At 47.6% G+C, this 26,110-nt stretch carries 24 protein-coding genes; 14 read left to right on the plus strand and 10 right to left on the minus strand.

Annotation, left to right across the window (positions count from 1 at the left end; all coding sequences use genetic code 11):
• The 3 genes from QNJ26_17345 to QNJ26_17355 all read left to right on the plus strand — a co-directional run.
• The coding region (locus tag QNJ26_17345) for a dihydrolipoyl dehydrogenase (protein MDJ0987308.1) at nt 1-226 on the plus strand (226 nt) is incomplete at its 5' end.
• A gap of 86 nt (nt 227-312) precedes the next feature.
• The gene (locus QNJ26_17350) at nt 313-627 is read left to right on the plus strand and encodes a metalloregulator ArsR/SmtB family transcription factor (GenBank protein MDJ0987309.1); all 315 of its coding nucleotides are present in this window, start codon (nt 313-315) and stop codon (nt 625-627) included.
• Nucleotides 628-699: 72 nt separating this feature from the next.
• Nucleotides 700-909 carry a hypothetical protein gene (locus QNJ26_17355; GenBank protein ID MDJ0987310.1) on the plus strand — a complete coding sequence of 70 codons (210 nt, stop codon included), beginning with the start codon at nt 700-702 and terminating at the stop codon, nt 907-909.
• Between the two features lie 172 nt (nt 910-1,081).
• Here the strand turns inward: QNJ26_17355 and QNJ26_17360 are convergent, their stop codons facing one another.
• Complete coding sequence (locus QNJ26_17360) at nt 1,082-2,728, minus strand: acyl-CoA synthetase (protein ID MDJ0987311.1); 1,647 nt, start codon at nt 2,726-2,728, stop codon at nt 1,082-1,084.
• A 286-nt stretch (nt 2,729-3,014) separates the two neighbouring features.
• Between QNJ26_17360 and QNJ26_17365 the strand changes: the two genes are divergently transcribed.
• The 5 genes from QNJ26_17365 to QNJ26_17385 all read left to right on the plus strand — a co-directional run bounded on the left by QNJ26_17365 (nt 3,015) and on the right by QNJ26_17385 (nt 8,401).
• Entirely contained in the window at nt 3,015-3,599 is a 585-nt protein-coding gene (locus tag QNJ26_17365; GenBank protein MDJ0987312.1) for a TetR/AcrR family transcriptional regulator, read from the plus strand.
• A 48-nt stretch (nt 3,600-3,647) separates the two neighbouring features.
• The gene (locus QNJ26_17370; GenBank protein ID MDJ0987313.1) at nt 3,648-3,902 is read left to right on the plus strand and encodes a hypothetical protein; all 255 of its coding nucleotides are present in this window, start codon (nt 3,648-3,650) and stop codon (nt 3,900-3,902) included.
• Between the two features lie 57 nt (nt 3,903-3,959).
• Nucleotides 3,960-5,432, plus strand: coding sequence for a 4-hydroxyphenylacetate 3-hydroxylase N-terminal domain-containing protein (locus QNJ26_17375; protein MDJ0987314.1), 1,473 nt, complete (start codon nt 3,960-3,962; stop codon nt 5,430-5,432).
• Nucleotides 5,433-5,812: 380 nt separating this feature from the next.
• Nucleotides 5,813-7,240: an NAD-dependent succinate-semialdehyde dehydrogenase gene (locus QNJ26_17380; protein ID MDJ0987315.1), complete on the plus strand. Its 1,428-nt coding sequence runs from the start codon at nt 5,813-5,815 to the stop codon at nt 7,238-7,240.
• Nucleotides 7,241-7,957: 717 nt separating this feature from the next.
• Nucleotides 7,958-8,401 carry a hypothetical protein gene (locus QNJ26_17385; protein ID MDJ0987316.1) on the plus strand — a complete coding sequence of 148 codons (444 nt, stop codon included), beginning with the start codon at nt 7,958-7,960 and terminating at the stop codon, nt 8,399-8,401.
• Between the two features lie 168 nt (nt 8,402-8,569).
• Here the strand turns inward: QNJ26_17385 and QNJ26_17390 are convergent, their stop codons facing one another.
• Nucleotides 8,570-9,175 (minus strand): superoxide dismutase, encoded by a 606-nt coding sequence (locus QNJ26_17390; protein ID MDJ0987317.1) that lies wholly within the window; start codon nt 9,173-9,175, stop codon nt 8,570-8,572.
• Nucleotides 9,176-9,780: 605 nt separating this feature from the next.
• Here QNJ26_17390 and QNJ26_17395 point away from each other — a divergent pair.
• Nucleotides 9,781-11,004 carry an MFS transporter gene (locus QNJ26_17395; protein ID MDJ0987318.1) on the plus strand — a complete coding sequence of 408 codons (1,224 nt, stop codon included), beginning with the start codon at nt 9,781-9,783 and terminating at the stop codon, nt 11,002-11,004.
• A gap of 161 nt (nt 11,005-11,165) precedes the next feature.
• Here the strand turns inward: QNJ26_17395 and QNJ26_17400 are convergent, their stop codons facing one another.
• Entirely contained in the window at nt 11,166-11,384 is a 219-nt protein-coding gene (locus tag QNJ26_17400; GenBank protein MDJ0987319.1) for a NifU family protein, read from the minus strand.
• Nucleotides 11,385-11,990: 606 nt separating this feature from the next.
• Between QNJ26_17400 and QNJ26_17405 the strand changes: the two genes are divergently transcribed.
• The 5 genes from QNJ26_17405 (at nt 11,991) to QNJ26_17425 (ending at nt 18,643) form a co-directional block, all read left to right on the plus strand.
• Nucleotides 11,991-12,698, plus strand: a complete 708-nt coding sequence (locus QNJ26_17405) for a c-type cytochrome (protein MDJ0987320.1) — start codon at nt 11,991-11,993, stop codon at nt 12,696-12,698.
• Between the two features lie 52 nt (nt 12,699-12,750).
• Entirely contained in the window at nt 12,751-14,010 is a 1,260-nt protein-coding gene (locus QNJ26_17410; GenBank protein MDJ0987321.1) for a cytochrome c, read from the plus strand.
• Between the two features lie 189 nt (nt 14,011-14,199).
• Nucleotides 14,200-14,760, plus strand: a complete 561-nt coding sequence (locus tag QNJ26_17415; GenBank protein MDJ0987322.1) for a cytochrome P460 family protein — start codon at nt 14,200-14,202, stop codon at nt 14,758-14,760.
• Nucleotides 14,761-15,317: 557 nt separating this feature from the next.
• Nucleotides 15,318-17,675 (plus strand): sulfatase-like hydrolase/transferase, encoded by a 2,358-nt coding sequence (locus tag QNJ26_17420; protein MDJ0987323.1) that lies wholly within the window; start codon nt 15,318-15,320, stop codon nt 17,673-17,675.
• 149 nt (nt 17,676-17,824) lie between these two features.
• Nucleotides 17,825-18,643 (plus strand): hypothetical protein, encoded by an 819-nt coding sequence (locus QNJ26_17425; protein MDJ0987324.1) that lies wholly within the window; start codon nt 17,825-17,827, stop codon nt 18,641-18,643.
• Between the two features lie 158 nt (nt 18,644-18,801).
• On the opposite strand, the gene QNJ26_17430 is transcribed toward QNJ26_17425, so the two are convergent.
• The 7 genes from QNJ26_17430 to QNJ26_17460 form a co-directional block, all read right to left on the minus strand.
• Nucleotides 18,802-19,809: a PA2778 family cysteine peptidase gene (locus QNJ26_17430; GenBank protein MDJ0987325.1), complete on the minus strand. Its 1,008-nt coding sequence runs from the start codon at nt 19,807-19,809 to the stop codon at nt 18,802-18,804.
• Complete coding sequence (locus QNJ26_17435) at nt 19,769-20,176, minus strand: PA2779 family protein (protein ID MDJ0987326.1); 408 nt, start codon at nt 20,174-20,176, stop codon at nt 19,769-19,771. Before QNJ26_17435 ends, QNJ26_17430 begins: the two co-directional genes overlap by 41 nt.
• 60 nt (nt 20,177-20,236) lie before the next feature.
• Nucleotides 20,237-21,244: a radical SAM protein gene (locus QNJ26_17440; protein MDJ0987327.1), complete on the minus strand. Its 1,008-nt coding sequence runs from the start codon at nt 21,242-21,244 to the stop codon at nt 20,237-20,239.
• Between the two features lie 23 nt (nt 21,245-21,267).
• Nucleotides 21,268-22,266, minus strand: coding sequence for a radical SAM protein (locus tag QNJ26_17445; GenBank protein ID MDJ0987328.1), 999 nt, complete (start codon nt 22,264-22,266; stop codon nt 21,268-21,270).
• A 144-nt stretch (nt 22,267-22,410) separates the two neighbouring features.
• The gene (locus tag QNJ26_17450) at nt 22,411-23,109 is read right to left on the minus strand and encodes a glycosyltransferase family 2 protein (protein ID MDJ0987329.1); all 699 of its coding nucleotides are present in this window, start codon (nt 23,107-23,109) and stop codon (nt 22,411-22,413) included.
• Nucleotides 23,110-23,135: 26 nt separating this feature from the next.
• On the minus strand, nt 23,136-24,563 hold the full coding sequence (locus QNJ26_17455) for a glycosyltransferase 87 family protein (GenBank protein MDJ0987330.1): 1,428 nt from the start codon (nt 24,561-24,563) through the stop codon (nt 23,136-23,138).
• Nucleotides 24,535-26,034 carry a glycosyltransferase gene (locus QNJ26_17460; GenBank protein MDJ0987331.1) on the minus strand — a complete coding sequence of 500 codons (1,500 nt, stop codon included), beginning with the start codon at nt 26,032-26,034 and terminating at the stop codon, nt 24,535-24,537. The genes QNJ26_17455 and QNJ26_17460 overlap by 29 nt, the downstream gene beginning before the upstream one ends.
• Nucleotides 26,035-26,110 lie beyond the last annotated feature (76 nt).

A 26,110-nucleotide genomic window follows, 5' to 3' on the forward strand; every position in this document is an offset into this window, starting at 1 on the left:
TATGGTTGATCCGGACAGCGGCCGGATCGTCGGTGTGGGGATATGCGGCCGTGATACGGAAGGGCTAATCTCCGAAGGAGTCTTGGCCATTGAAATGGGTGCTTTGGCTGAAGATATGGCCTTGAGCATTCATCCGCATCCAACCCTTTCAGAAACCGAGGGCGAAGCCGCTGAGATGTATCTGGGCAGCGCCACCCACATCCTCTCAAAAAAAATCCAGTCCTAGGTCAGTTGACATACAGATCATTTTCCCCTTGACATAAGTATAGTGAAGGCATATATTTAGTTTATTAGCATATACTAATATTGATTATGGACAAAGTCGAAAAGCTGGTTGACATATTTAAGGCCCTATCTGATCCGACGCGCCTACGATTGGTGAAGTTGCTAAATGACTGCCCGCCGGGGGTTTGCCAGGGCGGACCGCTATGCGTCAATGCGCTGGCGCACCAGCTCGGGGTGACCCAATCGGCTGTTTCGCAGCATTTGCGTATCTTGCGGCAGGCGGGTCTGGTAAATGGTGATCGCCGTGGGTCCTTTATGCACTATTCACTTGATCCGGATGGACTAAAAAAATACCGCGAAGCGCTGCGAGAAACCCTGGGCGATGATTTTGTAGCCGGTTGAGGCCATTTTTTTTAATTTATTATATTAGTATATGCGTATATTTTTAAATATTAAAAGAGAGGAGGTGTTATTATGTGTTGTCAAACGACCCGTCATCATGGATTTCAGAGATGGGGCCCGCCAATGGCCTGTGATTGCGGATGCGATGAACCCCCGTATACGCGGCCCCGATTTATGACCAAAAAACAAAGGATTGCAGCATTAGAAACGCATCTAGCGGATCTGCAGGAGGAAGCCAAGGCTGTTAAAGAACACATTGCGCAAATCAAAAAAGAAAAATAGCCATGCAATTTAAAACAGAGAGGGGCAACCGCTCCTCTCTGTTCCGCACAAACACTCTTTGATGAGGTAAATATTTTCACATTGCCTGCCCAATTTCTAGTCTTTTTTCCATTTGTCAAACAAGAAATTTTTCGCCCACATTTCAAGACAGGCTATTGAAAGATGGTACGGATTAAATCTCCTTGGCCCAATTCCTTAATTCAAATTTTTGTATCTTACCGGTTGAAGTCTTCGGTAGCTCACAGAAGACAACATTTTTAGGCCTTTTGAATCCGGCCATATTTTCCCTGCAGAAAGCGATTAATTCGGATTCGGTCGTTTCTTCATAACCGCGATTGAGCTCCACAAAAGCACATGGGGTCTCTCCCCATTTCTCATGTGGTTTGGCAACGACTGCTACCAGAGAGACTGCCGGGTGTTTGGCCAGGACATTTTCGACTTCAACAGAAGAGATGTTTTCTCCTCCGGAGATAATGATGTCTTTGGAGCGATCCTTGATTTGGATGTAGCCGTCCGGGTGCATGACAGCCAGGTCTCCGGAGTGGAACCATCCATTTTCGAAAGATTTTTCAGTCTCCTCCTTATTTTTGTAATATCCTTTCATGACCGTATTACCGCGAATCATGATTTCACCCATTGTTTTACCATCTCTTGGCACCGTTTCCATCGTCAGGGGATCGAAAATATCAATTTCCTCCATCATTGGATACCTCACGCCCTGGCGCGCTTTGATTTCGGCCTTCTGGCCCATGGAACAATCATCCCAATCCGGATTCCAGGCACAGTGAAGTACGTGCCCGTATGTTTCGGTAAGGCCGTAAACATGCATCACTTCAAAACCAAGACCCTCCATTTTCTCCAGTATAGCGCTCGACGGCGGTGCACCCGCAGTCATGGCATAAACCTTGTGATCAATTTTGCGCTTTTCATTGTCCGGTGCATTGGCGATCATATTCAGAACGATGGGCGCTCCGCCGAAATGCGTAATTTTATGATCGACGATTAGATCATAGATATCTTTGGCAATGATATATCGACAACAGACGGCCGTTCCTGTCAGAGCGGCAATCGTCCACGGGTATCCCCATCCATTACAGTGAAACATGGGTACCGTGTAGAGATATTTCAGATGATTGGGCATATTCCATGCAATGACGCTCCCCATGGACATTAAATAAGCGCCGCGATGGTGGTAGACGACGCCTTTGGGCCGGCCCGTTGTCCCGGAGGTATAATTCAGTGTAATCGCCTGCCACTCATCAAGGGGCCTCTTCCACTGATAATCGGCATCCCCTTTTTCCAGAAATTCGTCGAAGGTAAATTCCCCGAGGCATTCTCCCTGGCCATTCTGCAAATTTGCATTCGGGTCTTCAATATCAATCACCAAAATTTCTTTTTCATGCTTGGTCAGGGCCTCTTTGACCGCAGGAGAAAACTGAGTATCGGCAATAAATGCCTTCGTGTCGGCATGATCCAGAATATATGCGATGGTATCGGCTTCGAGTCTCGTGTTGATCGTATTGAGAACCGCCCCGGTCATCGGGACCGAGTAGTGTGTTTCAAAAATTTCGGGCGTATTTGCTGCAATAATTGAGACCGTATCCCCTAATCCAATGCCGTGTTTTTCAAGGGCGCTGGCAAATTTCAGACAGCGATTATAGGTTTCAAGCCAGGTGTAGTTTCGATCGGCATATATTACGGAGGGATAGTTCGGATATATATCTTTGGTTTTTTCGATAAAGGACAAAGGCGAAAGTGGAACAAAATTCGCTGCATTTTTTTCGAGGTCCATCTCATAATTATTCTTCTTCGAATCCACGGTTTCCTCCTCTTAATTATGGTCCTGTGGGAAGGGCAACCTGCAGTCCTCAGAAGGGTGCATATTGCCCGGGATGTCAAATTTTCATAATCGATCCACCTCATTTGACTGGATGCATAGCCGTGTAAAAAATATCGATCAAACGAAACATTTTTATGGAACGTGCTGAAAAGAAATTCGCAAAAAAGGCCCGGCATATAGCAGAAACTGCACTTGACAAAATAGTGCCGGATTGCTAAGAACAGACCGACCGGTCCGTCTTACCCTTATTTTGAGGTTATGTCAATTGAATCTTAAAAATACCATCGTTCACGAATCTCTAAAACTCTTCTCGCTTAATGGATTTTTAAGCACATCCATTCAGGATATCCTCTCGGCTGCCGGTACCTCCAAAGGCGGTTTTTACAATCATTTTGCAAGCAAAGAAGACCTTTTCTTCCAGGTTCTGAACGAAGCCCGCAGAATTTGGCGCGAACGCAACCTGCAAGGCCTGGATAAAATAGATGATCCCATCAGCAAAATTGAGCAGCTGCTTTTAAATTATAAGGAAAGCTATCTTCTAGACTCAGAAAATTTTCCCGGCGGATGCATATTTATTATGTTTGCAGTTGAATTGGGTAACTCACGTCCGCACCTGTCCAGGGAAGTTCAGAAAGGCTTTGTCGGCCTCAAGACGATGCTCAAGAGAATATTGGATAATGGCCAATCGCCTGCAATGCAATACAGCGGCAATGACACAACCACTGTTACAGAGATAATCTTCAACGGCATGCTAGGAGCTTCGGTTAATTTCAGTGTGGATAGATCATATGAAGCTCTGGATAAATCCATTAACTCCTTGATTGATTATCTCAATAAACTCAGAGATTGAATTTGGCAATATAGAGATATATAAATTTATTGGCAGGAGGAGATTAAAATGATTGATTTTACGTTCACCGATGAGCGGAAAAATGGTGCTCCCGGAGGTTTATATCGGCGTAGGTTGTCTGGAAAGCAGCAGCACATGGTCGGTATCGTCGGCGCCCGGGTAATGGTCGCCATCAACAATGATGCCAAATCACCGATATTTGAGCAGGTCGATTACGGTATTGTCGATGACTGTAGAGAATTTTTGCCCACATTGATCGAACAAATAAAGCAGTACCAGGAGAAAGAAAATACCTGCGAATAGTCAAATTAATTTTGTCCTTATCGATAACATTTGTCAGGACATGAAAGGGGATAAAACATGGCAATAAAGAAACGAGAAGACTATCTAAAGGCGCTGCGCGAACTTAGACCGAATATCTTCAAGTTCGGCGAGCTTATTGAAGATGTTACGACCCATCCTGCGACAAAAAGAACAGTGGAGAGCCACGCGTTGAATTACGATGCAGCCAATGATCCGGCATTGCAAGACATTTACTCAACGACATCAACTTTTTCCGGCGACAAAATTTTACGCTGGAACTCCATGATGCAGAGTTCAAAAGATCTGATCGCCAATATGCGCATGAAACGGCAGAATTATCGGCGCACCGGCAGCTGCACCGGAGCGGTATGCGTCGGGTGGAATGCCATGAACGTCATGTGGGCCGTTTGTGGTGAAATGGATGAGGCCAACGGAACTGATTACCAACTTCGACTGAAAAACTGGATCCTATCGGCTGAGAGTAAAGGGCTGACAGTCGCCGGGGCCCTGACGGATGCAAAAGGCGATCGCAGCCTGAAACCTTCCCAGCAGCCCGATCCCGACACCAACCTGCGGATAAAGGAAGTTCGGGAAGACGGCATCGTCATTCGCGGGGCCAAGTTAATGATTTGCGGAACGGCAGCTTCCCAGGAGATTTTTCTGCTGCCGGGCAGTGTCTACGGTGAGGCAGATCAGGATTATGCGCTTGCCTGTGTTGTGCCCAGAGATATTGAAGGGTTGACTATTGTAGAGGCCACCAGACCCAGCGATCGGAGAGAGCTGGAGGATACAGCTGCTGTCGAAACGCCGGATACGGGTATTACCCAGGGATGGCTGCTATTCGAAGATGTTTTTGTACCCAAAGAAAGGGTGTTTCTGTGCAAGGAGTTTAAATACACCGGGAAGGTTATTCAATATTTCACCGCCAATTACCGCGCCTGTATCGGTGCCTGTGTCGCCGGGCAGGGGGATGTGATGATCGGCGCGTCGGTCCTGATGGCACGGCTAAATGGGCTGTCAGCCAAAGTGTTTACTGACAAGCTGGTCACAATGTCCGTCAACAATACGATCACCTACGGCCTGGGGGCCGGTGCGATCGCTTTGGGCACCAAACATCCCTCCGGTTCTTATTTTGCGGACTCCCATACCGCCCATACCAACAAAGTTATGGTGGCCACCCTGCCATATGAAGTAAAGCGACTTACTCAGGATATCGGCGGCGGAATCGTCGAAACCGGGTGCATGCCCTCTTATAAGGATTTTACCAATCCGCAGTACGGGCATCTTATTCAGAAATGTCTGAAAGCCGGCGCCGGATCCGCCGAATCACGATTTAAAGCCGCACGCCTGTCCGAATGGCTGACCATTGGCTCCGGCGTACCCGGTTGTATGCACGGCGGCGGGTCGCCGGACGGGGCCAAGCTGGTGGTGCGGTTTACGACACCGCTTGAAGAGTACGCCGATTATGCTAGAAAAATTATTAACATCGAGGAGGAAATTTCCGAACCGCAGAAAAAGTTAAAGAATTAGATGCGCTACGAAAAATTGCATATTAAAGGTGACGGAAATCTGTGTAATGTTGCATCGACGAATGCTCAAATTCAAGCTGATCGACAACCAAGCAGGTGGCTTGGGAAATGTGACAGGATACAATTTGTTCAATCAACCTATAAAAAACGGAATTGAATAGCTTTCCTTTGCCTTATTCGATCGATGATTTTGTTTCATGAGCTCGAAAAGATCCCCTGGTGTGCTGATAACCTTTTGAATAGTTGTTATTTCTATCAACCTGATTATCCGCCAGCACGCATTCGTGTTGTGGGCTGCGGCGGAATTGTCGTATCAGCGGTGGAATCCGCTTGATGCCTATAAATTTGGAATTTTGATACACTTATTTTGGAGAGCGAGAAATGTTTATTAATGGTCAGTGGGAAAATGCCAAAAGCGCACGCCGTTTTCAATCATTCAATCCCGCATCGGGTGAGCCTATCGGGGAAGTTCCGGATGGTGACGGAATTGATGCCATCAGCGCCATCGATGCGGCTGCTGATGCCTTTCCGGATTGGTCTTCTCAAACCGCATACCAACGGTCCCAGTTCCTTTATGCGGCCCATGCATTGATGATGGAAAACCTGGACCGATTGGCCAAGATAATGACCGAGGAGCAGGGCAAGCCCATCGTTGCCGCGCGTAATGAAGTTAAATACGGTGCCGAATTTCTGCTGTGGTATGCGGAAGAAGCCAAACGCATCTACGGCCAGACCATCCCATCTGCTAGGGCTGATCAACGCTTTATGGTGCTGCGCCAGCCTGTCGGTGTCGTCGGCGCCATTACGCCGTGGAATTATCCCATCTCCATGATCACCCGCAAGGTTGCTCCGGCGATAGCGGCAGGTTGCACCATCGTCTTAAAACCTGCCGAAGCAACCCCTCTATGCGCCATAGCCGTTTTTGACATTTTTGCTAAAGCCGGGATTCCTGCCGGTGTCGTCAACCTAGTGACAGCCCTGGAGCCGGGGCCGATTGGAGCCGCATTCCTGGATGATCCCAGAGTTCGGAAACTGACCTTCACCGGATCGACCCAAATCGGCAAGATGCTTGCCCGTGAGGCCGCAGCACAGTTAAAGCGGGTATCTTTGGAATTGGGTGGTCATGCGCCCTTTATCGTTTGCCGCGATGCGGACCCGATTCATGCGGCCAAAGGGCTGGCGCTGGTCAAATTTCTCAACACCGGTCAGGCTTGCATCAGCCCCAATCGTATTTATGTGCATACGGATCTAATCGACCCATTTATTGCTGAATTGTCCAAAAGGGTGTCAGCACTGAAGGCCGGTTCCGGTTTTGATCCGGGGGTCAGGATCGGTCCGCTGGTCAACGATGCTGCCCTGGAAAAAGTTGACCGCCAAGTTCAGGACGCAATCCAGAATGGTGCCGAACTGGTTATTGGTGGTCAAAGACTGCGTGAAGAAGGGCTGGACCAAGGTTTTTTTTATGCACCGACCATATTGAATCGTGTGACGGCTGATATGACCATATATCGGGAAGAGACGTTCGGTCCGGTTGCACCCATCATTCCCTATGAAAACGAAGACGATCTGCTATCCATGGCCAATGATACCAGCTACGGTCTGGCATCCTATGTTTATACACAAGACTTGAAAAAGGCCTTTACCTTATTTGAGGGATTGAATTTCGGAATCGTCGGCATCAATGATATCAATCCAACTTCGGCGGCGGCGCCTTTCGGAGGCATGAAGGAAAGCGGTTTAGGACGTGAGGGAGCCATCGAGGGTCTTGACGAATATCTGGAAACAAAGCTGGGTGGATTTTCCATCTGACCGCGCCGCATACGAGGATCCGCGATCATCAACACCCACATCTATGAGGGTGGATTTTGGCAAAGAAATAATTGCCGAAATACATCAAAAAAATTGCCGTGTTTTCTGAAGATCAAACACTTGACGAACCATATCGTATTTTAGTTCATGCCCCCTCTTGACTTCCATTTAGTTGATAAACACATAGTAATCGATTTATAAACATCACAAACGACCTGTTGCCTTTTAGAATTACAATTCACTAGATAAAAAAATATCAGGATAAATAGGAGAAATTCACATGTATTTGAGAAATTTTTATCATTAATTAAGGATAATGAAACCGTACATATCAGGCATAAAGGCTCTGCCGCATCCCAATCGGGTATAGTGTTAAACGTCCACTAAAAAATCTGATTTTACTATGATTGCATCCCATATCTTGTTTGATTAAATAGCGAAGCCCACACTTTGGCTGAATTGGGGAATGCGGCTATGAAGACTTTCCGTGCCTATCTGTAAAATCCTTTCTTATTTCCTTTAAAAATATATTCCAAAGCGCTGTTGATGAAAATTGGCCAGTCAATTTTGGATGGCTTGACGAAATGATCAATTGATACGTCTTTTTTGATTACTTGACCTAAATCAATTACCTTTTTTAATGTCTTTGTTAGATAAAATATAGGCTTATATTTTGTTGATTTGACCATTCGATATTCTTAATTGGAGGCACAGCCCATGTGTGAAAGCTTTAAAACCAAATGTGTCTGCGGACAAAAAACCGCTGAGATCTTTTTTGGCAAAATGGTTTTAGCGGAATCTTCAGTGGCAAAAGTCTTCTGCCCCAACTGCAGCCAGGATATAGACGCCAAACGCGCGGAACGTATATGGGATAATGACTGGATTCTTGAAATGGATATGAATGTGTTGCGCACCCATGCCGGTTCGATGGGAATCGCACCGCAGGAAGTGACCGCTGCCTGGGTATTTGATCAGGGCTATGCCACCTGGGTCGGCATCACCCCGGATGATACTGAAAGAAGGAATCAGGAGCGCAATGAAATCCAGAAACTGGCCAAAACCGATCTGCGTGCTTACTACGAGGCCATGAAGGAATGGGGGCTAAACCGTGAAAAGAAGTTTTTGGAAGAAGGCTGGCGCAAGATGAAAGCCCTGGCCTGAAACGGATGCAAAAATCCCCACAAATATTGGCATCGCGGATACAATCTTAGCTACCCAAAGATCAAGAGGGCAGGATGAAACTCATCCTGCCCTCCTGGTTTTTGTAGATTAGATGAATAACGCTTTTTTTGAATGTTTGACGGTTTACCTTTCAAAAGCGCTGTGGTCCTATTGAATCGCGTTTTTATAGTTTTCATCAACTTTTTGCCAGTTAATGATATTAAAGAATGCCGCAATATATTCCGGTCGGCGATTCTGATATTTCAGATAATAGGCATGCTCCCAGACATCCAAGCCCAGAATCGGTGTTTGTCCTTGACTCAGGGGGCTGTCCTGATTGGGTGTGGTGGTAATCTCAAGTTCTCCTTTGTTAACAACCAGCCATGTCCAGCCACTGCCAAAGAGTAAAGCAGCCGTATTTGAGAATTTTTCTTTAAAGCTGTCATAATCGCCGAATTTGGTCGTTATGGCTTTTGCGACGTCTCCGGCAAAATCAACCTCCTTCCACAACAACGGCCAGAAAAAGCTGTGGTTGGCATGCCCACCGCCGTGATTGCGAACAGCGGTACGAATCTTCTCCGGAATGGCATTCAGATCCGTTATTAGTTCTTCGGCGCTTTTGCTCTGGAAACTATCTTGGCCTTCAAGCGCGGCATTGAGTTTGTCGACATAGGTCTGGTGATGTTTGGTATGATGAATCTGCATGGTTTGTTCATCAAAATACGGTTCCAACGCATTATATGCATATGGAAGCGCAGGTAGTGTATGGCTCATGTTTGCACCTCCGAATCGTGTTGTAATTTTGACTTAAAGACAATAAGAAAAGATCTTTATGATTTTCATATGGTTAGGTTCAGTTTAATAATAAGCACTAAAATTGATCCGACAACTATTTGTGTGCACTAAGAAAACATATAAATATCAATCAGTTAATATTAAGAATGGTTTTTCTGATTTAGTAGCTGCATAAATTTTAAGCGACTGTATCGTGCAAACTCATGCATAAGAGGTGTACCGAAAGAACAGGGATCGAATTCAAATAATCGTTGAAGCGCAAATTCGATTTCATGTTCTCAACTTGCTTTGAGATCACAAGCTGTTCTTTCGCAACGCACCCTAATGCATTCAAACAGTGCACGATGTCTATGCTGACAATTGGGTTTTCCAAATCGGATGCAAAGCACTCGATTTCACCCGCAACGTTTGGGGCACTTCGCGCCCCTGTGTTTTCCCGCCTGTGTCGGTAAAACCCAAGCCACCCGCTGTGCGTGTGGTCGTTGACTCATTGCGCTACTGTCATGAGCACTGCAGAAATGCTCCTCGGCCGCTTAGTTCATTAAGACTTAGACTGGCGGTTACTTGCACTTGGAGACCTACTGATGACCCGTCTGAAAATCGTGTCGAATTTTTTAGGATTAACCCAAAGTACGGTTGGATTGCTGTTTATGGTGGTTTTGGTGGGCATGGGCGAGCGTATGGCCGAGCGCTTTCTGCCCATTTATTTACTGTCATTGGGTGGCGGTGTAATATCGATCGGCCTGCTAAACGGACTGGATAATTTCTTATCTGCCGTTTATGCCTTTCCGGGAGGGTATATATCCGAGCGCATCGGTTTTAAACGATCACTATTGGTGTTTAATTTTATGGCCATGGCCGGTTTTTTAGTCGTCATTCTGATCCCGGCCTGGCAGGCGGTTTTAATTGGTGCTGTCTTTTTCCTGGCCTGGTCGGCCATATCCCTGCCGGCGACCATGGGTCTGATTGCTAAAGTGCTGCCGACCAACAAAAGAACCATGGGTGTCACCATGCATTCGCTGGTGCGTCGCTTTCCAATGGCGCTGGGACCGATACTGGGCGGATTGTGTATTGGTGTTTGGGGGGTTGAGCAGGGTGTTCGCATTGCTTTTTGTGTTGCCTTAGCACTGGCAATATTAGCGGTTTTACTGCAACAAAAGTTAATAGAAGATGATAGTCAAGCTACGTCTGGTGACGATTGCCAGATCTCACCTGAAAAGAATCCTTGGAAATTGTTCCAATCGATGGATGTTTCGCTGAAAAGGTTACTGGTATCCGATATCCTTATCCGGTTTTGTGAACAAATTCCCTATGCCTTTGTCGTGGTCTGGTGCATGCAGACAGTTACCCGTCCGGTAACGGCTTTTCAATTCGGCCTGCTGACCGCCATTGAAATGGCCACAGCAGTACTGGTTTACATTCCGGTGGCCCACTTTGCAGATAAAACCACCAAAAAGCCTTTTGTCGTGGCCACCTTTATCTTTTTTACCTTTTTCCCTTTAGTGCTCTTATTCTGCCAGTCGTTTGTATGGTTGATTTCGGCATTTGTGCTCAGAGGCTTAAAAGAATTTGGCGAGCCCACCCGTAAATCGCTGATACTGGATTTGGCGCCGGAATCCTGCAAAGCCGGCATGTACGGTCTGTATTATTTTATGCGGGATGTGTGTGTCTCTGTCGCGGCCTTTAGTGGGGCTTTTTTATGGCAGATTAGCCCGGCAACCAATTTGATTGTCGCCTTCGCATTTGGTGTGGTGGGGACCATCGCATTTGCCCGCTATGGTACCGATGTCCGCAAGCCTAACGGTTGAAGCCATATTTTACCCGACGGTCATCAGGGCAAAATAAAACGCCCTATTTGTGATTGGCAAGATTATCAGAGGGATCACAAACAAGGCGTTGACTTATAAGGGATATATTCTTTTACGGTTCTCGCCGAACCAAGGTTGTCAGATTTCTTCGACGGCTCACATTATACGGACTCCACGCTGACGATTTCAGGGATTTTCTTTTTGACGTATGTTTCGATGCCCTGTTTGAGGGTCATCTGTGACATGGGGCACCCGCCGCAAGCACCCGTCAAACGGACGGTGACAACACCGTCCACTACATCGACCAACTCCACATCGCCACCATCAGCCTGAAGCGACGGCCGAATATCATCCAACGCGCTTTGAACCTGCTCTTTCATTGTTTTCTCCAGAATTGTTAAGGGTTATGGTTATTTAAAGATATCGTTTCCGACATTAATCTTTATACCACTTTGTGGCATTGGTCAAGCTTTTCCTGTCTTTTAGGTGGCAACAGTCAGCTGACTATCGCCTGGCTTAAAGGTTCAATGTCTGGCAACAGGTTTCTTGTCGCCAGTTGCTGCATCACACAAATAGATCTCTGGTTCTTGCCAGTAGCCAAGGGCGAGCAGCCAATGGCTGAAGAAATGACGCCTGCTTTTGGGGTCGAAGCCCCAAACGTTTGAACCCTGAACCCCTGAACGCTGAGCCTAAGAACCTGATACCTGACACACAAACCATTATTTGCTAAATTTTAATTACGAAATAGGAAATTTGCAATCGCGAATTCGTTGAATAAGGATTTTACTGCTGATTTCAATAGATGATTAAAAGCAACTGCTCATATGCTGGCCAAAACATGGGTGATGAAAAATCCAATTGACACGTCGCTTGGGGATGCGTTAATCATTAAACGTTCCTCAATAAACCGCGCATCATTCCTTTAAACCTGCTCAATCTCCTAAACGGGTACCCATCTCAATGTATCGGGTGAAGGGGGCTCAAAGATGATTGAATCCATATATCAAATTTTGGCTAAAATTGGTTACACACACCCGCTGCACCCGCCTGCCACCCATTTGCCCGCCGGCCTGATTATCGGCGGGTTTTTATTCGCTCTGGTAGCCTGGATTTTTAATCGCAAAAATGTGGCCCAGAGTGCCCGGCATTGTTTTATACTGGCCTTGATTATGGCAATTCCGACTGTATTGCTCGGTCTGATGGACTGGCAGCAGCGCTTTGGTGGTGCCTACCTGTTTGAGATCAAAATGAAGCTGGTACTGGCCGGAATACTGTTATTTTTGCTCTTGGTAGCTGCAGTTTACGGCGCTTTGGCCAGCGGTCTGACCAAAACCCTCGTGGCCATCTATACACTTTGCCTCCTGACCGTCGTCGGCCTGGGATATTTTGGCGGGGAATTGGTGTACGGTACCCGTGAGCCTGCTGCGGCCGAGGCCTCTGGGATGGCGGCCACCGGCGAACAACTGTTCAAGCAAAATTGTTCGGCCTGTCACTTTACCGACAGCACGGCAACCAAGGTGGGGCCGGGATTGAAAGGCGTTTTCAAGCAGGATAAATTTCCCGTCAGCAAGCATTCGGTTTCAGATGATAATTTTCGCCAGCTCTTAAAAACGCCTTTCAGCAAAATGCCGCCCTTCGGGCACCTATCTGAAGATCAGGTGGATGCTTTGCTGGATTATGTAAAAACGCTGTAACGTCAGTTTGATTAATGTTAACTCTTACCGAACAAAAGGACAAGAATTGCGAATGAAACCGAAACGATCATCTAAAAGGATTCTGGGAATTGCTTTGGGATGCCTATGCGCATGTTTGACCCTTTGGGGCTTTGCGCAGGCATGGGGGCAAACCTTCATCTCTGGTAAAGTCATCACAGCCGATGGCAAGGTGGTTGCCAGCGGTGCGGTGGCGCTGGAAAAAGGTGAGCTGCACAACGATGCCTTTTTAGCAGGCGGGGCGATTGGTTCTGACGGCACGTTTAAAATACCTTTACCGAGCGGCGGCCCATGGGGTCTGCACGTCTACAGTGAAGGATATATCTACTTTCCGCTACAGGTGCAGATCAAAGTGGGTGAGGACAACGACATCCCGGTGATTTTGCCGGTGGACGGGAACCCGGCTGACGATCCGCGGATCAGCGACATTCGTTTCCAAAAAATTTCCGATCAGGTCTTTCAAATCAAAATGCGGGTTGATGACGCCAACGATAACCTCGGCCCCCAGATGCTGGCAGTTGATGCCAAACGGTTTCGATCCTACCGGTTGGTGCCGGTCAGCGGCGATCTGAAGGATAAAAAAGCGGATTTTCCAGTTGGGGAATATGAATCGCCGTTTATCCCCATACCGCTTGATACGGAGGATTTAAACGACTGGCTTTTTGTGGTGGCGGATCATCAATGCAGCAATGGCCCAATTTATAGCGGTTTGAATCAATCCATTTTCAAACCGGCAGTTGCACATGCTGAAAAATTAGCCTGCGATGTGGCCGGGATCTGGAAGTCCAATTTTGATAAGGTGTATCAATTTGCTCCGGAAAAGGCAGGTAAGTTCAGCGGCAAGCAGTTCGCAGGCGATATTTTAATCGATAAGATGGCTCAATCCGGAAATAATGTCACTATGGACTTCCGTTTCAAAGGCGACAAGGGCAAAGCGGATCTTCAGCTGGCGTGTCAGGAAAATCAAATCCGTTTGGTGGGAACCTTCCAGTTGCCGGAGCGCTCCGGTGAGTGGGTCTTTACCAAACTACAAAATGCCAAGGCGACGCAATCCGGTAAGGATCTGTTTGCCGCCAACTGTTCAGGTTGTCATTTTATTGATCGCAAGGATACCAAGGTGGGTCCCGGGTTGCTGGGGCTTTTTAAAAATCCCAAACTTCCCCGGTCTGGGCGCGCAACCAGCGAAGAAAACGTCCGAGATACCATCGTCAACGGGCAAGGGAAAATGCCGCCATTTAAACACCTTGAAGAATCTAAAATAAAAGCCCTCATTGACTATTTAAAAACTTTATAAGGTGTGTCTATCTATTTCTTAAGCCGTTTATTCCCATAATAATTCATGGGCTCTGTGCTGAAGACTTGAGCGGCACAGAGCCCGTTGTCATTTTCCTCAATTTGGCAAATTTTGTTCAATTCAGATTACAGCATAATGACAAATAGGCTTCTAATAGGAATTGCCCTCCTATGTTTTCTGCCGATAACAATGGCGGGCAATGCGGCAGATCCAGATGGGTTGCTCCAACCACCGGGACTAAGACTGCTCAATGAACCAGCAACCGTAATTCCCGCCACCTATCAATACGTTAACCAGAAACGGGAGCTGCCGCTATATCGAAGCACCTCCGGTGCACCGATGACCGGATGGAAAAAGAAATTCATTCAAACACGCCGCTTTTCAAGTAATCATAGCGCCTGGATCTTTTACCGACCATCGGATTTAAAGCGAATTCAGGTCATCGGAAATTCTGTAACATCGGATCCGTTGCAAATCTGGCCGGTGGGGGCAACACTGATCCTGGAGGGATACAAAGGGGATGCTTCGCGGGCTGGTGACACCCAACCCATCGAGATTGAGATGATGACGAAAACGGCACCGGCACTCGCGTCCGCTACCAAAAACTTCTTTGCGGTTGAATGGAGTTATGCGCGTTTTTCTCCGGACGGCAACTGGTCATTGTCGAGACAGAAGTTAATGCAATGCCATCAGTGCCACAGCATTGCCTTTCAGCTGACAGGTGACCTCATTTTCACACAGTTTCCTTAGCACGCTGGGCCCCGTATAATTTGCATCACATGTTTTTCATACAGGTTTCAGGCCTCAAATGGTGTTCAGGTGTCAGTGTTCAGGTGTCAGGGAGCGTCAGACTAAAATCAAAAACAAATAAACATTCGACCGTTAATGCAACTGATTAGCAAGAACTCGAGACTGGCGACCGAAGGCCCGACACCTGAACACTGACACCTGAAAACTATAATTGGGGGCCTGTAGCATCATTTAAACCAATGCGCTCAAAATATACGATACTCCCAAATTTACTTACCAAATTCCTACCATGGCTGCATTTTTTTGGCGCCTGTCTTTTCTTTGTTCTTATCTATTTTTTTGCAGCCTTTCACAGCCAGCTCGGTCAAGAAATTTCGGCTGGTGAAAGTCCGGGCTTTGCTCTTGTGGGTCAACATCTGTTTGCCCTTTTGGGTTTGGCTGCAGGTTATTTACTTACCATCGCTGGATGCCAATATCTTTGGCTACGGGCCAGAACGATTCCGCATGCGGCTGCATTCAAAGTTGCGGCTGCTGTTCAATTTATAGGGATGGGAATTTTGGCATGGACGATAGTGAGCGGTTGGGTCCACTTTACTTCCGTTATAGCGATTTTGGTACTGGCATCCATTCTGGTGCAGGGTTATATGGTTCTATGGAGTCAACAGGCAAATAAAAAGAACATCCCTTATCGTCTGAGGCAGACAGAGTCTCATGTATGGTTATTTCTGGTTTTGCTCTTTATAGTAAATGTCATCGTAGCTCAGCTTGATCCTTCCTGGCACCGTTTAAAAGAATTTCTTCAGTTAAATGCCAGTATAGAAACTATAGAAATTTTCCTGCAAAAGCTAATCCCCGCGTTTTTTGCCGGTGTAACGGGATTGTGGTTTGGGATTGCAACACTGGCTGTCATTTCACTGTCAGCTTATTTACAGACCAGGTTTGAAGCAACATCTGCCCTAAAAGGAGTGTCATTTTTTCTACCGTTTATTTTACTTTGCGGTTTTTACACTGCGATCACCTTGTTCGCTCTGACGGTTGCTATTGAATGGCAGGTCAGCAAGCTGGGTCTCAAACCCGCCATATACGCACTGGCTTTTTTACTGTCAGCTGTCAGCGGTGCTTCTGTGTCCACTGCCTATTCGCGAATCATAGATTTCCTGCCTGCCAATCAAAAACGCAGCCTCGTGGGACTGGTTTGTGTCTCGATGGGTGTCTTAGTGGTCTATCCGTTATTTTGGCTGATGACTGCCAGACCCTATCGGCGCCATATCTGGATTATACTAATGTCATTCGTTATTTTGTTGTGCAGCTTTATAATATTTATCTTATTGTACGGCGATTTATTTAATCCTTGGTTTACTTCCTTCTCGTATCTGAAAAGCATTTTTATAAAATTATCAACCATGATAACCGCCGGAGCCTTAGTGCTTTTGTTGGAGGAGGTGACAGCTCCGAAAAAAGTTTTTTTAGCCGGATCGGTAAAAAGGCCGGCTTTATTGGTTCTCGTTGCTCTGGTCGGGTTTGTTCCTTTTGGACTGCTGAACTATTATCCGAATGCCAAAACAACTCTGCTGCAATTCAGTGATCTGACCCGGGTGGAAGCCGCCTATGCGAGAGAGCTTGCTGGTATGCTAAAACTGGACCGCTGGATTCGCCTGGGGCAAAATCCGGATTTCAATCAGCAGCCCCATCCTTGGCCACAGCCCTGGAAACTGCAAAAAGTGGGGCCTTCCTTTTTGCCGCATGACTTTAACCTGATGATCATTGTCGTTGATGCGCTCAGAGGAGATGCTTTTCATTCTGCCGGCTACCATCGCAACCTGACGCCTTTTTTGGACAAATGGGCGATAGAAGAGACGGTCTCATTTCGCCGGGCCTATAGCCAGGGCGGAGGCTCTTTTGCGGCTTTTCCCTTTCTGGTGGCCGGCCGAAGCCGCTTCACCCTCTACGGACCCAATTTGTATCAAGATAATCTCTATCTTAAAATTGCACAGGCTGAAGGCATCCAGCACTATATGGTGATGAAGGGCTTTGGCCCGCGCTCCATCTTCCCACCGGATCAACCAGTTACAGAGCTAACCATTCCCCGGGTCGTCGGTGAACGGCGCGCAGCCACTGCAGACGAAGTGTTTCAGTCAGCGCGTGAAGCCATCAGCCGTGTCAATGCAGATGAGCGGTTTCTGTGTTTTTTGCATTTGATGGATGTGCATAATGACCTTTATAAAAAACCCGAGGGCATCGATTATGGTGATGCTCCCCGGGATCTTTACGATAACAACCTGTCGTATCTGGACCGCGCCTTTGAGCGTTTTGTCGACTGGCTGAAAGCAAATCATATTTACAATAAAACCGTCATTTTATTTACTTCTGACCACGGGGAGCAATTCTGGGAACACGGTGCCAGCCTGCATGGCCATACCCTCTATGAGGAAGAAATTCGTATTCCGGCGATTCTTTTGATACACGGTATTGAAAAGCGGTTTGAAGACGTGCCCATACTCGCAGCGGATATGGCACCAACAATTGCCGAGCTGGCCGGCTACACTGTTGATCCGCCTTATGATGACCCGCATATGGGGATATCACTGGTACCGCTGATATTCAAAGATGACCGCAGCCGATATCTCCAAAGAGATATCGTCGGCCGGGCTTCTTTCAAGCGCCGTTATTTTTTGTATAGAAATTGGCAGTGGAAATTTGTCTATTTTGCCGAACTGGATCTGATCCAGTTGTTTGACGTGACAGAAGACCCTCAGGAGAAGAAAAACCTAATTGAAGAAAAACCTCGCCTGGCAGCTGAATTGGAACAGGAACTGCTGAGCTACCTAAAAGATGTGGAAGGCAAAACGTATCGCCCGCTGCTAACTCTCTCTGGACCTCAAACGGCTCATCCTTCCAAGGCTGCAAAATATTGAATTACCGGTATGATGCTTAGCCCGCTTTTCTTCTCTTCTTATATTGACACAACCTGATCCAAGTTTTACTTTCTTTATTAATAATTTGCTTCCAAAATCAATGCCCGTCGAAATCAAAAATTTCCCCATATAAACAAGGAGATCCAATCATGAAAAAATGGATATTCATCGGTCTGGGTGCCATCGTTGTTCTTCTGATCGTCGTTGTGGTTGTGGGTATTTCAAAACTGGGACCGCTTGTTAAGACGGCGGTTAACACCTATGGCCCCAAAATTACCAACACCGAATTGCGGGTGGACGATGTCGGGATTTCCTTATTTTCGGCCCAGGCAAAGCTTAAGCGGTTTTTTCTTGGAAATCCAAAAGGCTTCAAATCGCCCAGCGCGATGAAAGTCGGTTCAATCTTTGTTGATGTTGATCAAAGTTCAGTTACCAAGAATCCGATTATTATCAATAGGATCGAGGTTGTCGCACCCGAAATCACCTATGAAAAACGGGGCAAAAGCGATAATTTTCAATCGATACTCAACAATGTGAAAAGGAATGTGCCCCAAAAAGGGACCACCAAAAAGGAAACCACCAAAGAGGGACCGGGAAAACAGCTGATTATCAACGATTTTATTGTCAAAAAGGGGAAGGTCAATCTTGCTGTGGCCATGGCCGGAGGGGTACTGGGTGAACAGGAGATTAAGGCCGATCTTCCCGACATACACATCAAAGATATTGGCAAAAAGAAAGGTGGGGCTTCAGCGTCCGAAGTGGCCAAAGAGATCTTTGCCGCTCTTTACAGTCAAATCAAATCTCCAGTTGTCATGGGGGCACTAAAGGATCAGCTTAAAAATTTAGGCGGCGATTACGCCAAAACTGCAGAGAAAGCCTTAAAAGGCGCAACCGATATGGTTGAGGGCTCGAGCAAAGAGGCGGGCAGTGTGACCGATAAGGTCAAGGGTTTGTTCAAAAAGGAATAGAACCCATCTCATAAATGCATCTAACGCCCAAGGGCTTTGTTAAAAACCGATTCAAAGTACTCGAATACTTACGTGTATACTCCGTTTTTGAATCGGTTTTGTGCCGCGCCCTTGGACGTGATCTACTATTTTTGAGATGGGTTCTACGTATAATTCCTTCAAGGTTCACCGGATTGGATTTCATCGAGCGTTTTCTGAAATTGGGCGGCATGCGGTCCACCAAGCGCCACTGCTCGTTGCGCGGCAACCACTGCCTCACTTTTTTTCCCTTGCTCCCATAGCACCTGGGCCAGATTGTTAAAGGCAACACCTTTGAGGGGGAATCGAGCGGTTGTTTTTTGTAATACGGTTGCCGCTGATGATAAATCTCCCATGGCATAATAGCTGTTGCCTAACCCGATATGCGCCGCAAAACTCTGCGGCCAGCGGTGTAAAGCAGTTTGATATCCTTTTACAGCAGCGTCCCACTGGCGGGCTTTCTCCAGCCCGACAACCGCCGATAGCCATGGTTCTTCTTCTACGGTTGCCGGTAAACGGTCTGGCGGCAATACCAGCAAACCCCAATGGTCACCTCGCGCCCAGGTATTATCAAAAGTCCTTAATGCTGTTCTTTTCTGATTTGTGACTCCTGAATGCAAAACGATCACATCGGCGTCAAAATCATATCCGATGACGACGGCATAATGCCAGACGGGTATCCAGGAGAGCCCCAGGTTTTGTAATACGATGACCGGATGCCCGGCGTCGATCTCCTTCAGCAGAACACGGACCCCGCTGATGGGATAGGCTACTCTTCCCTGGCGGCGGGTGGCAGCAATCATTGCCGGTTGCAGGCTGCCCTTAAGAGACGGTGTGTAAACCTGGGGGGTGAGTTGATCCGGGTCGATTTGAAGGCCGCTCCAAGAAAGCGCCATCGCCAGAGATGCCGGCCCGCATTGGTATTCTTTTTGGGGGAAGAACGGCACCGCATTTAATTTGTGGCGAATTGGAACGGTGTCGGAGGCCCGCTGCCATTGTTCCGTCGATGTGGTGGAACATCCGTAAAAAAACAACAGCGCCAATACCCAACCCCAGAGCCAGGTTCGCCACCCTAAGTCCAGTTTGCGGTGCCGTCTGATGTTGTTTTTAGCGCACAAATGTAAAGACGTTGGTGTAACCCATAGCATCGGTAATCGCCAATATAATGACAAGGACACCGACAACGATCAAGAAGACCACAAAGAAGTTTCCACCGGCTGGCAGTTCTTCGATTTGATCGGCAATTCGCTGGGCTTCTGCATCGGTGAGACTATCAACGCGTGCCATGGCTTCGAGGGGATCGATCCCCTGAGCTCTGATGACCGCCTGCGCATCTTCACGCGCCAAAAGCGTTTTGATTCTGCTGCGGGCTTCCTGCCCGTCGGCGGTTATCATTAGGGTGGATTCCGTTTGAACCATGGCTGCCAATGCGGATTGGTAGGGCACGGTCAGCAGGACCATCATAATGACCATAAACACGCTAAGGAACTTGGATCGTTGCCGCAACAATTTCATTCTGTACCTCCTCCAAAGTAGTTTTCATAATCGTAACTTTAAAACGGGAAATTGTCAATTTTACAAACTCCAGAGATCTCCGCAGCCGCGGCAGCTTTTGGGAGGGTTGGCCGATTGGTGGGCATTGCGAAAGGATTGGTATGGCTCCCCCAGCCAGATTTCTTTAAGTGACGTTTCAAAAACATTGCCCAGGACAATGGACGTATAATCAGCGGTCGAAAAAGGTGAAATACAGCATGGCAACACATTGCCGTTTGCGGTGATATACATCAGTGTTGTGGGCCGCGTGCATGCTTTCCAGGAGTGGGGCTGAGCTGCATCTGTCTGAACACTTTCAAGCGGCGTCGTCAAACCCGATGCCATAAATTGGATGCCCAGTTGTTTTGCCAGATCCTGCCCCTGTTCCACCGTTTGCCTGATCTGGCTGTCGGATGCCACCAATGTCTTTTCGGATGTAGCCAGCCCGTAGCCATCGCCATCCTGAAAATATACCAACCGCTGTAAATGTACCTGGGGGACACCGATATCTGCCGCCAGCCTCACAAAATCGGGCAGCGCGGCGATATTTTCACGGGTGCCCAGATACCAGAGCGAAAGGGTGGGGTGAGACAACTGCTGCCGGCGCATGCGCTTTACAAAAGTCCGTAAGTTAGTAACAATTTGATCAAAGCGATCGCTGTCGCGCATGGCCTTGTATCCCCGCGCATTGGCGGCATCCAGAGAAATACGCAGTTCATCCAGACCGGCTTCCATCAGTTCATTTTGCCAGCGTTCATCCAATAATATTCCATTGGAGTTAAACACTACAAACACAGAGTGATTTTTTAAGTGGCGAATCATGTCCGGTAAGGCGTTATTTAACAGCGGCTCACCGATGCCGTGCAGCGCAATCCGTTCCAGCGTTGGCAGTTGGTGGGTTATCCGGACCAGCTCGTCAACGGTTACGTCGCGCGGCGGCTCCCAACTTCCGCGATACAGAATGCAGGCCCTGCATTTGAGGTTACATCTATTGGTGACCTCAAGATACAAATTGCGCGGAAGTTCCCGATTCGAGTCAAAAGCCACCATGATTTTAGAAAGGAATCCTTTAATTAAGCTTTAATGATCGTTGTACAGATAGTTCCGGTTCTGGTCGGCTTAGTTGCCGAGGACAGCCGTCCTGTGAGCCTGATGGGTTTGTTTCGAAAGATCGGGCAAAACTCATCGGGCTCATCAAAGCGGTTTCGAAGCTTGCGCCGGGCGGCACAACCACCGCCGCAATTGTCAACATGTTCGCATGTCAAACAGAATTGCGGTGTCTGGTGGGTTTGTTGAAAATAAGGCGAATCAAACACCGCCTCTTTTTCTTGGACCAGATCTGCGATGGTCAAATCCGATTCCGGCCAGTAAACGCAGGCTTTTAAATGTCCGTCGGGGGTAACCCGCATGCTGTGGCCGCCGCAGGGGGTACCTTTGAGGCCCTTGACTCCCAAGAAGGTATTGACCAGGGGTTCACTGACAGAAATAATTTCGGTGTTTTCAAACAGAAGATTAAATGCCTGCCAATACTGGTCGAAACTGGGCATAAATTCATTGGTATACATGGGTTGGTAGACATTCACCCTAAAGTCGGCGCTCAAAGATCCTGCAAGTGCAGCGATCTTACCCAGGTCTTTATAATTGACATTCATCAATACCGCTAGCATCGAAACGCGAATTCCCAGACGACGGCATCTGGCAATACCATCCATCACCGTTTGCCAGTTGCCCTGACCGCGAAAGGCATCCTGTCGCTGCTGATCCGGAAAGTCCACCGAAAATTCCACATCGCTGAAATATTTTAATTTCTCATCCGGCGTTATCGACAAGGTGTAGCCGTTGGAGGCCAGGCTGAGCCTGATCTGTCTATCATGCAAGTATTCTATAATGTCAGTATATTCTGGATTAAGACCATTCTCACCCGTACCAAAGCCGATGGCACCGACAGGGATGCTGTCGCACACGTTTTGAATATCGGTAAGGGTTAGATTATCAATCTGGTTCTGATCCCGGTAACAGTGTGCACAGTTTAAATTACAATCGCTGGTCAATCCGATTCCCAGTGAAACCATTGTCAGCTCCTAAAACTAATTTTATTTTGAATCCGATCTGTTTACTTGGGCTATTATTACCACGAAGATCACGAAGATCACAAAGGACATGGAGGAATAAAATTGGTTAATCTTCGTGCTCCCTGTGGTGACTTAGGTCAAATTCTATCGTTTAAACAGGTACTTGAGTGGTACCAAAAACATATAATACGTTGCCAGTACACTGCCGCGCAAAGAACCCGATACTTTGGAGACCCCGATTCGTTTGCGGTATCTGATGGGCACACTTTGAATGCGCAACCGGCTGCGGGCGGCTTTGACAACCATTTCCACCGGCCAGCCGTAAGTCATTTGCTCCATGCCCAATGCAAATAGTGTGGGGGTGCGAATTGCTCGAAATGAGCCAATATCGCTGATCTGGACACCATAAAGCAAGCGCAGCAAAAACACAATCATGCGGTTGCCAAACTGAGCATGCAGCGGCATGGCACCCCTTTCAAGATTACCGTCGATACGGCTGCCGATAACCAGATCCGCCCGATCCTGAATCACCGGATCGGCAATTCCCTTTAGCTGGGCCGGGTCATCGCTGCGGTCACCATCTAAAAACACAATAAGGTCGCTTTTCTCTGCGATCCGGGCGCCGGCCCAGCAGGCGGATCCATATCCTTTGCGAGACTCATAAATGACCCGGGCACCGGCGTTGGCCGCCTGCACAGCCGTTTCGTCGGTAGAGTTGTTATCGACAACGATGATCTCCGTGACGATATCGCGCGGAATGCCCCTGACGACATCGCCAATGGCCCCGGCTTCGTTGTAGGTGGGTATAACGACAGATATGTTTAAATTTTTGTTTTGGTTCATCTGTCAGTCTTCATAACCCGATGGTGTTAAAGACGCGCTAAAAAGTAGGCATCCTTTTGCCCAGGGGTGGCGGCGGTCCCTTGTTTTTTTGCGTTGATCCACCGGGCAATCAGTCCGCCGGCCAGCAGTGCCAGCAAGAGCCCATATTCCAGCAAAAGAATCCATGTCGGCATAATGCCTGATGGTGCGATATATTTTAAATAGGACAGGGTTACCATGCAGCTAAACAACAACCAGGCCACCGTTGGATAAAAGCATAAAAACGGAATTAACATAATCACATACCAGGGATGCAATGATGCTGGCATCAAGACAATCAACAATCCTGTCAGAATGAAGGCATATCGGATGGCCAGGTCCGATGGCTTGTTTTTAAAAAAAATAACCAATCCGGCGGCGGCCAGGCCGAGCAAAAATATGAGGCTCCAAACCGAATAATGTATTTGCGGCAGCAGCCGCATTAAGGCTGTTTTGACCCCCAGGTTAAAGCTTTCATATGGGTTTTGTAAATATATCGGTAAAAACCCCAAAACCTTACGCCCAGCTCCCAAAAAAGGCAGATAAAACAAAAAAACCGACACAGCAAATGCGAAGCATCCTTTGATGCGGTTGCCGCGGTTTAACAATGTGGGCAGTAGCAGCGCCGGATAAAGCTTGATGGCACTTGAGACCGCCAAGGCAGCGACAGCTGGTGTCTGTTTATGAATGGCATACAGATAAAACGCCAGTACCATCCAAAAAACGGTCAAGCCCTCCAGGTGGCCGCTGTAAGCGATTTCAAAAATCACCAGCGGGTTCCAGGCATATATTGAAATCCGCCAGCCTTCATACCCATAAACCCTTAAAAGCGCCAGCAGCACAAACAGCGTCAGTACATCAAAAAGGCTCATGAGGCCCTTATAACCGGTAACGTTGTTGCCAGCGATCAGATGAAATAGCCGGAAAAACAGCTGGGCACCGGGTGGATACAGGGTCGGGTATGATTTACGATTGATATGTGGGTATACCTGATCGTCGCGCTGCTCTTTCAGTTCAGCGGCATCCGGCGGGTACACGTAAGGATTAATGCCGTTTTGTTGAACCCGCCCATCCCAGATATAACGATACATATCTTTTGATAGCACCTCGGGCTCAGCGGGCACCAATAAGGCTCTGAATAACACCGCAAACAGCATAATGATGGAAACTATGCGAATAGATCCGCTCCATCTGGCGCGGAATTTAAAGATGAGATAAATGCTGATCAAGTAGAGCAGGCTTAACACAAAAAATATGAAAACATACAATTGGATACGGGTTGCTGCGAGCAGCTGACTGAAACCCAACATCGATTGAAGCCTGAAATTCAAAAAGTAAATCACACCCGAAACAACCCCCAGACCCACAATGGTCATAAATACTGGATGAAAAGGGGAATCGAGTTGCCTAGCTTGATGCGGTTTTTCCAAATCCATGTTTCACCGAAAGAAAGAACACATAGAAAAAGCCGGAGGTATAAATCAAAAGGAAGGGGCTGACCAGATACTTGCTGAAAAGCAAGAACATGAGAAGCCCGGTTAGGGAATATAGCCCGAGAAAAAGTTCTAGAATGGATACGGCATTCAATGGAATGGCATAACGTTTGTTTTTCCAGCGTTCGCCCTTTTGCCGGATGCCATATTTGGGGGTGCGAATGAATCCGCTTTTTATATCAAACAGGGCCTCCAGGACGGCCTTGGTGTTGTTGACGGCTATTCCGGTACCCAGGCACATCAAAAAGGGTAGATATTTGATGCGGGTTTTCCAGTCGCGGTAAAGAATGCGCTGGGAAAAAAGGTACAGAGATGATGGACCAAAGGTTGCCAGGCACAACACGGTAAAAATCATAATCGGGTACGCCAGAGAGTCAAAAAACCATTGGCTGTAGAGCATTGGAATGGATGTCAATACGACCAGCAGCATCATCGGGTGGACCATGTAGTGGGTTAGATGCAAAAATGCCTGGATCTTCACCAGCCAAGACACATCCGACTTTAACAACTTGCCCAGGTTTTTCCTGGCGGTTTGAATCGAGCCTTTGGCCCAGCGATGCTGCTGGGATTTAAACGCATTGATGGTTACCGGTATCTCGGCCGGACAAACCACCTGCGAGGCAAACATCAGCCGCCATCCCTTCAGCTGGGCCCTGTAGCTTAGATCCAGATCTTCCGTAAGGGTATCGGCCTGCCATCCGCCGGCCTCCTCGATGGTTTTTTTGCGCCAGATGCCGCCGGTGCCGTTAAAGTTCATAAACAGCCCGCCCCAGGCCCGTGATGCCTGCTCGACACCAAAGTGACCATCGATTCCGATGGATTGCGCACGGGTCAGCAAGGAATAGTCACTATTGATATGGCCCCAGCGGGTTTGCAGCATGCCGATCTGGGGGTCCTGAAAATAGGGTATCGATTCTTTGAGGAAATCTGGACCGGGAATAAAATCAGCATCAAAAACAGCCACCAGCGATCCCTTGGCGGTATTGAGTCCCTCTCTGAGAGCGCCGGCTTTAAACCCGCGTCGGTTGGTGCGATGAATATGGACAATATCGATGCCTGCGGCTTGCATTCGGGCCACTATGGCGCTCGCAATGTCAACGGTGTCATCGGTTGAATCATCTAGCACTTGCACTTCCAGCAGGTTTTTTGGATAGTCGATGTGGCAAACGGATTCGATCAGTCGTTTCACCACATAGCGCTCGTTGTAAATGGGCAGCTGAATGGTGACGTGGGGCCAGTCTTTGGGTGTTATGTACTGATAAAAGGCATCTTTGATGCGTTGATGCTTTTGGGCCGCTTTTGAATAATTCAGGCGGTACATGAGCATCAGAAACCAGCAATTCATGCCATAGGTCAAAAGCGCTGCCAGGGCAAAGAGATAAATGCCGAGCCAAATATATTGAACAAGATCCATGATCAATCAGATAAAGTTAGGGTGGAGGGGGGCAGTATCGGCTTGCTGAGCCGCAATATTATAAGAATGTTGCGCG

It is taken from the genome of Desulfobacterales bacterium (assembly GCA_030066985.1).
GTDB lineage: Bacteria > Desulfobacterota > Desulfobacteria > Desulfobacterales > JAHEIW01 > JAHEIW01.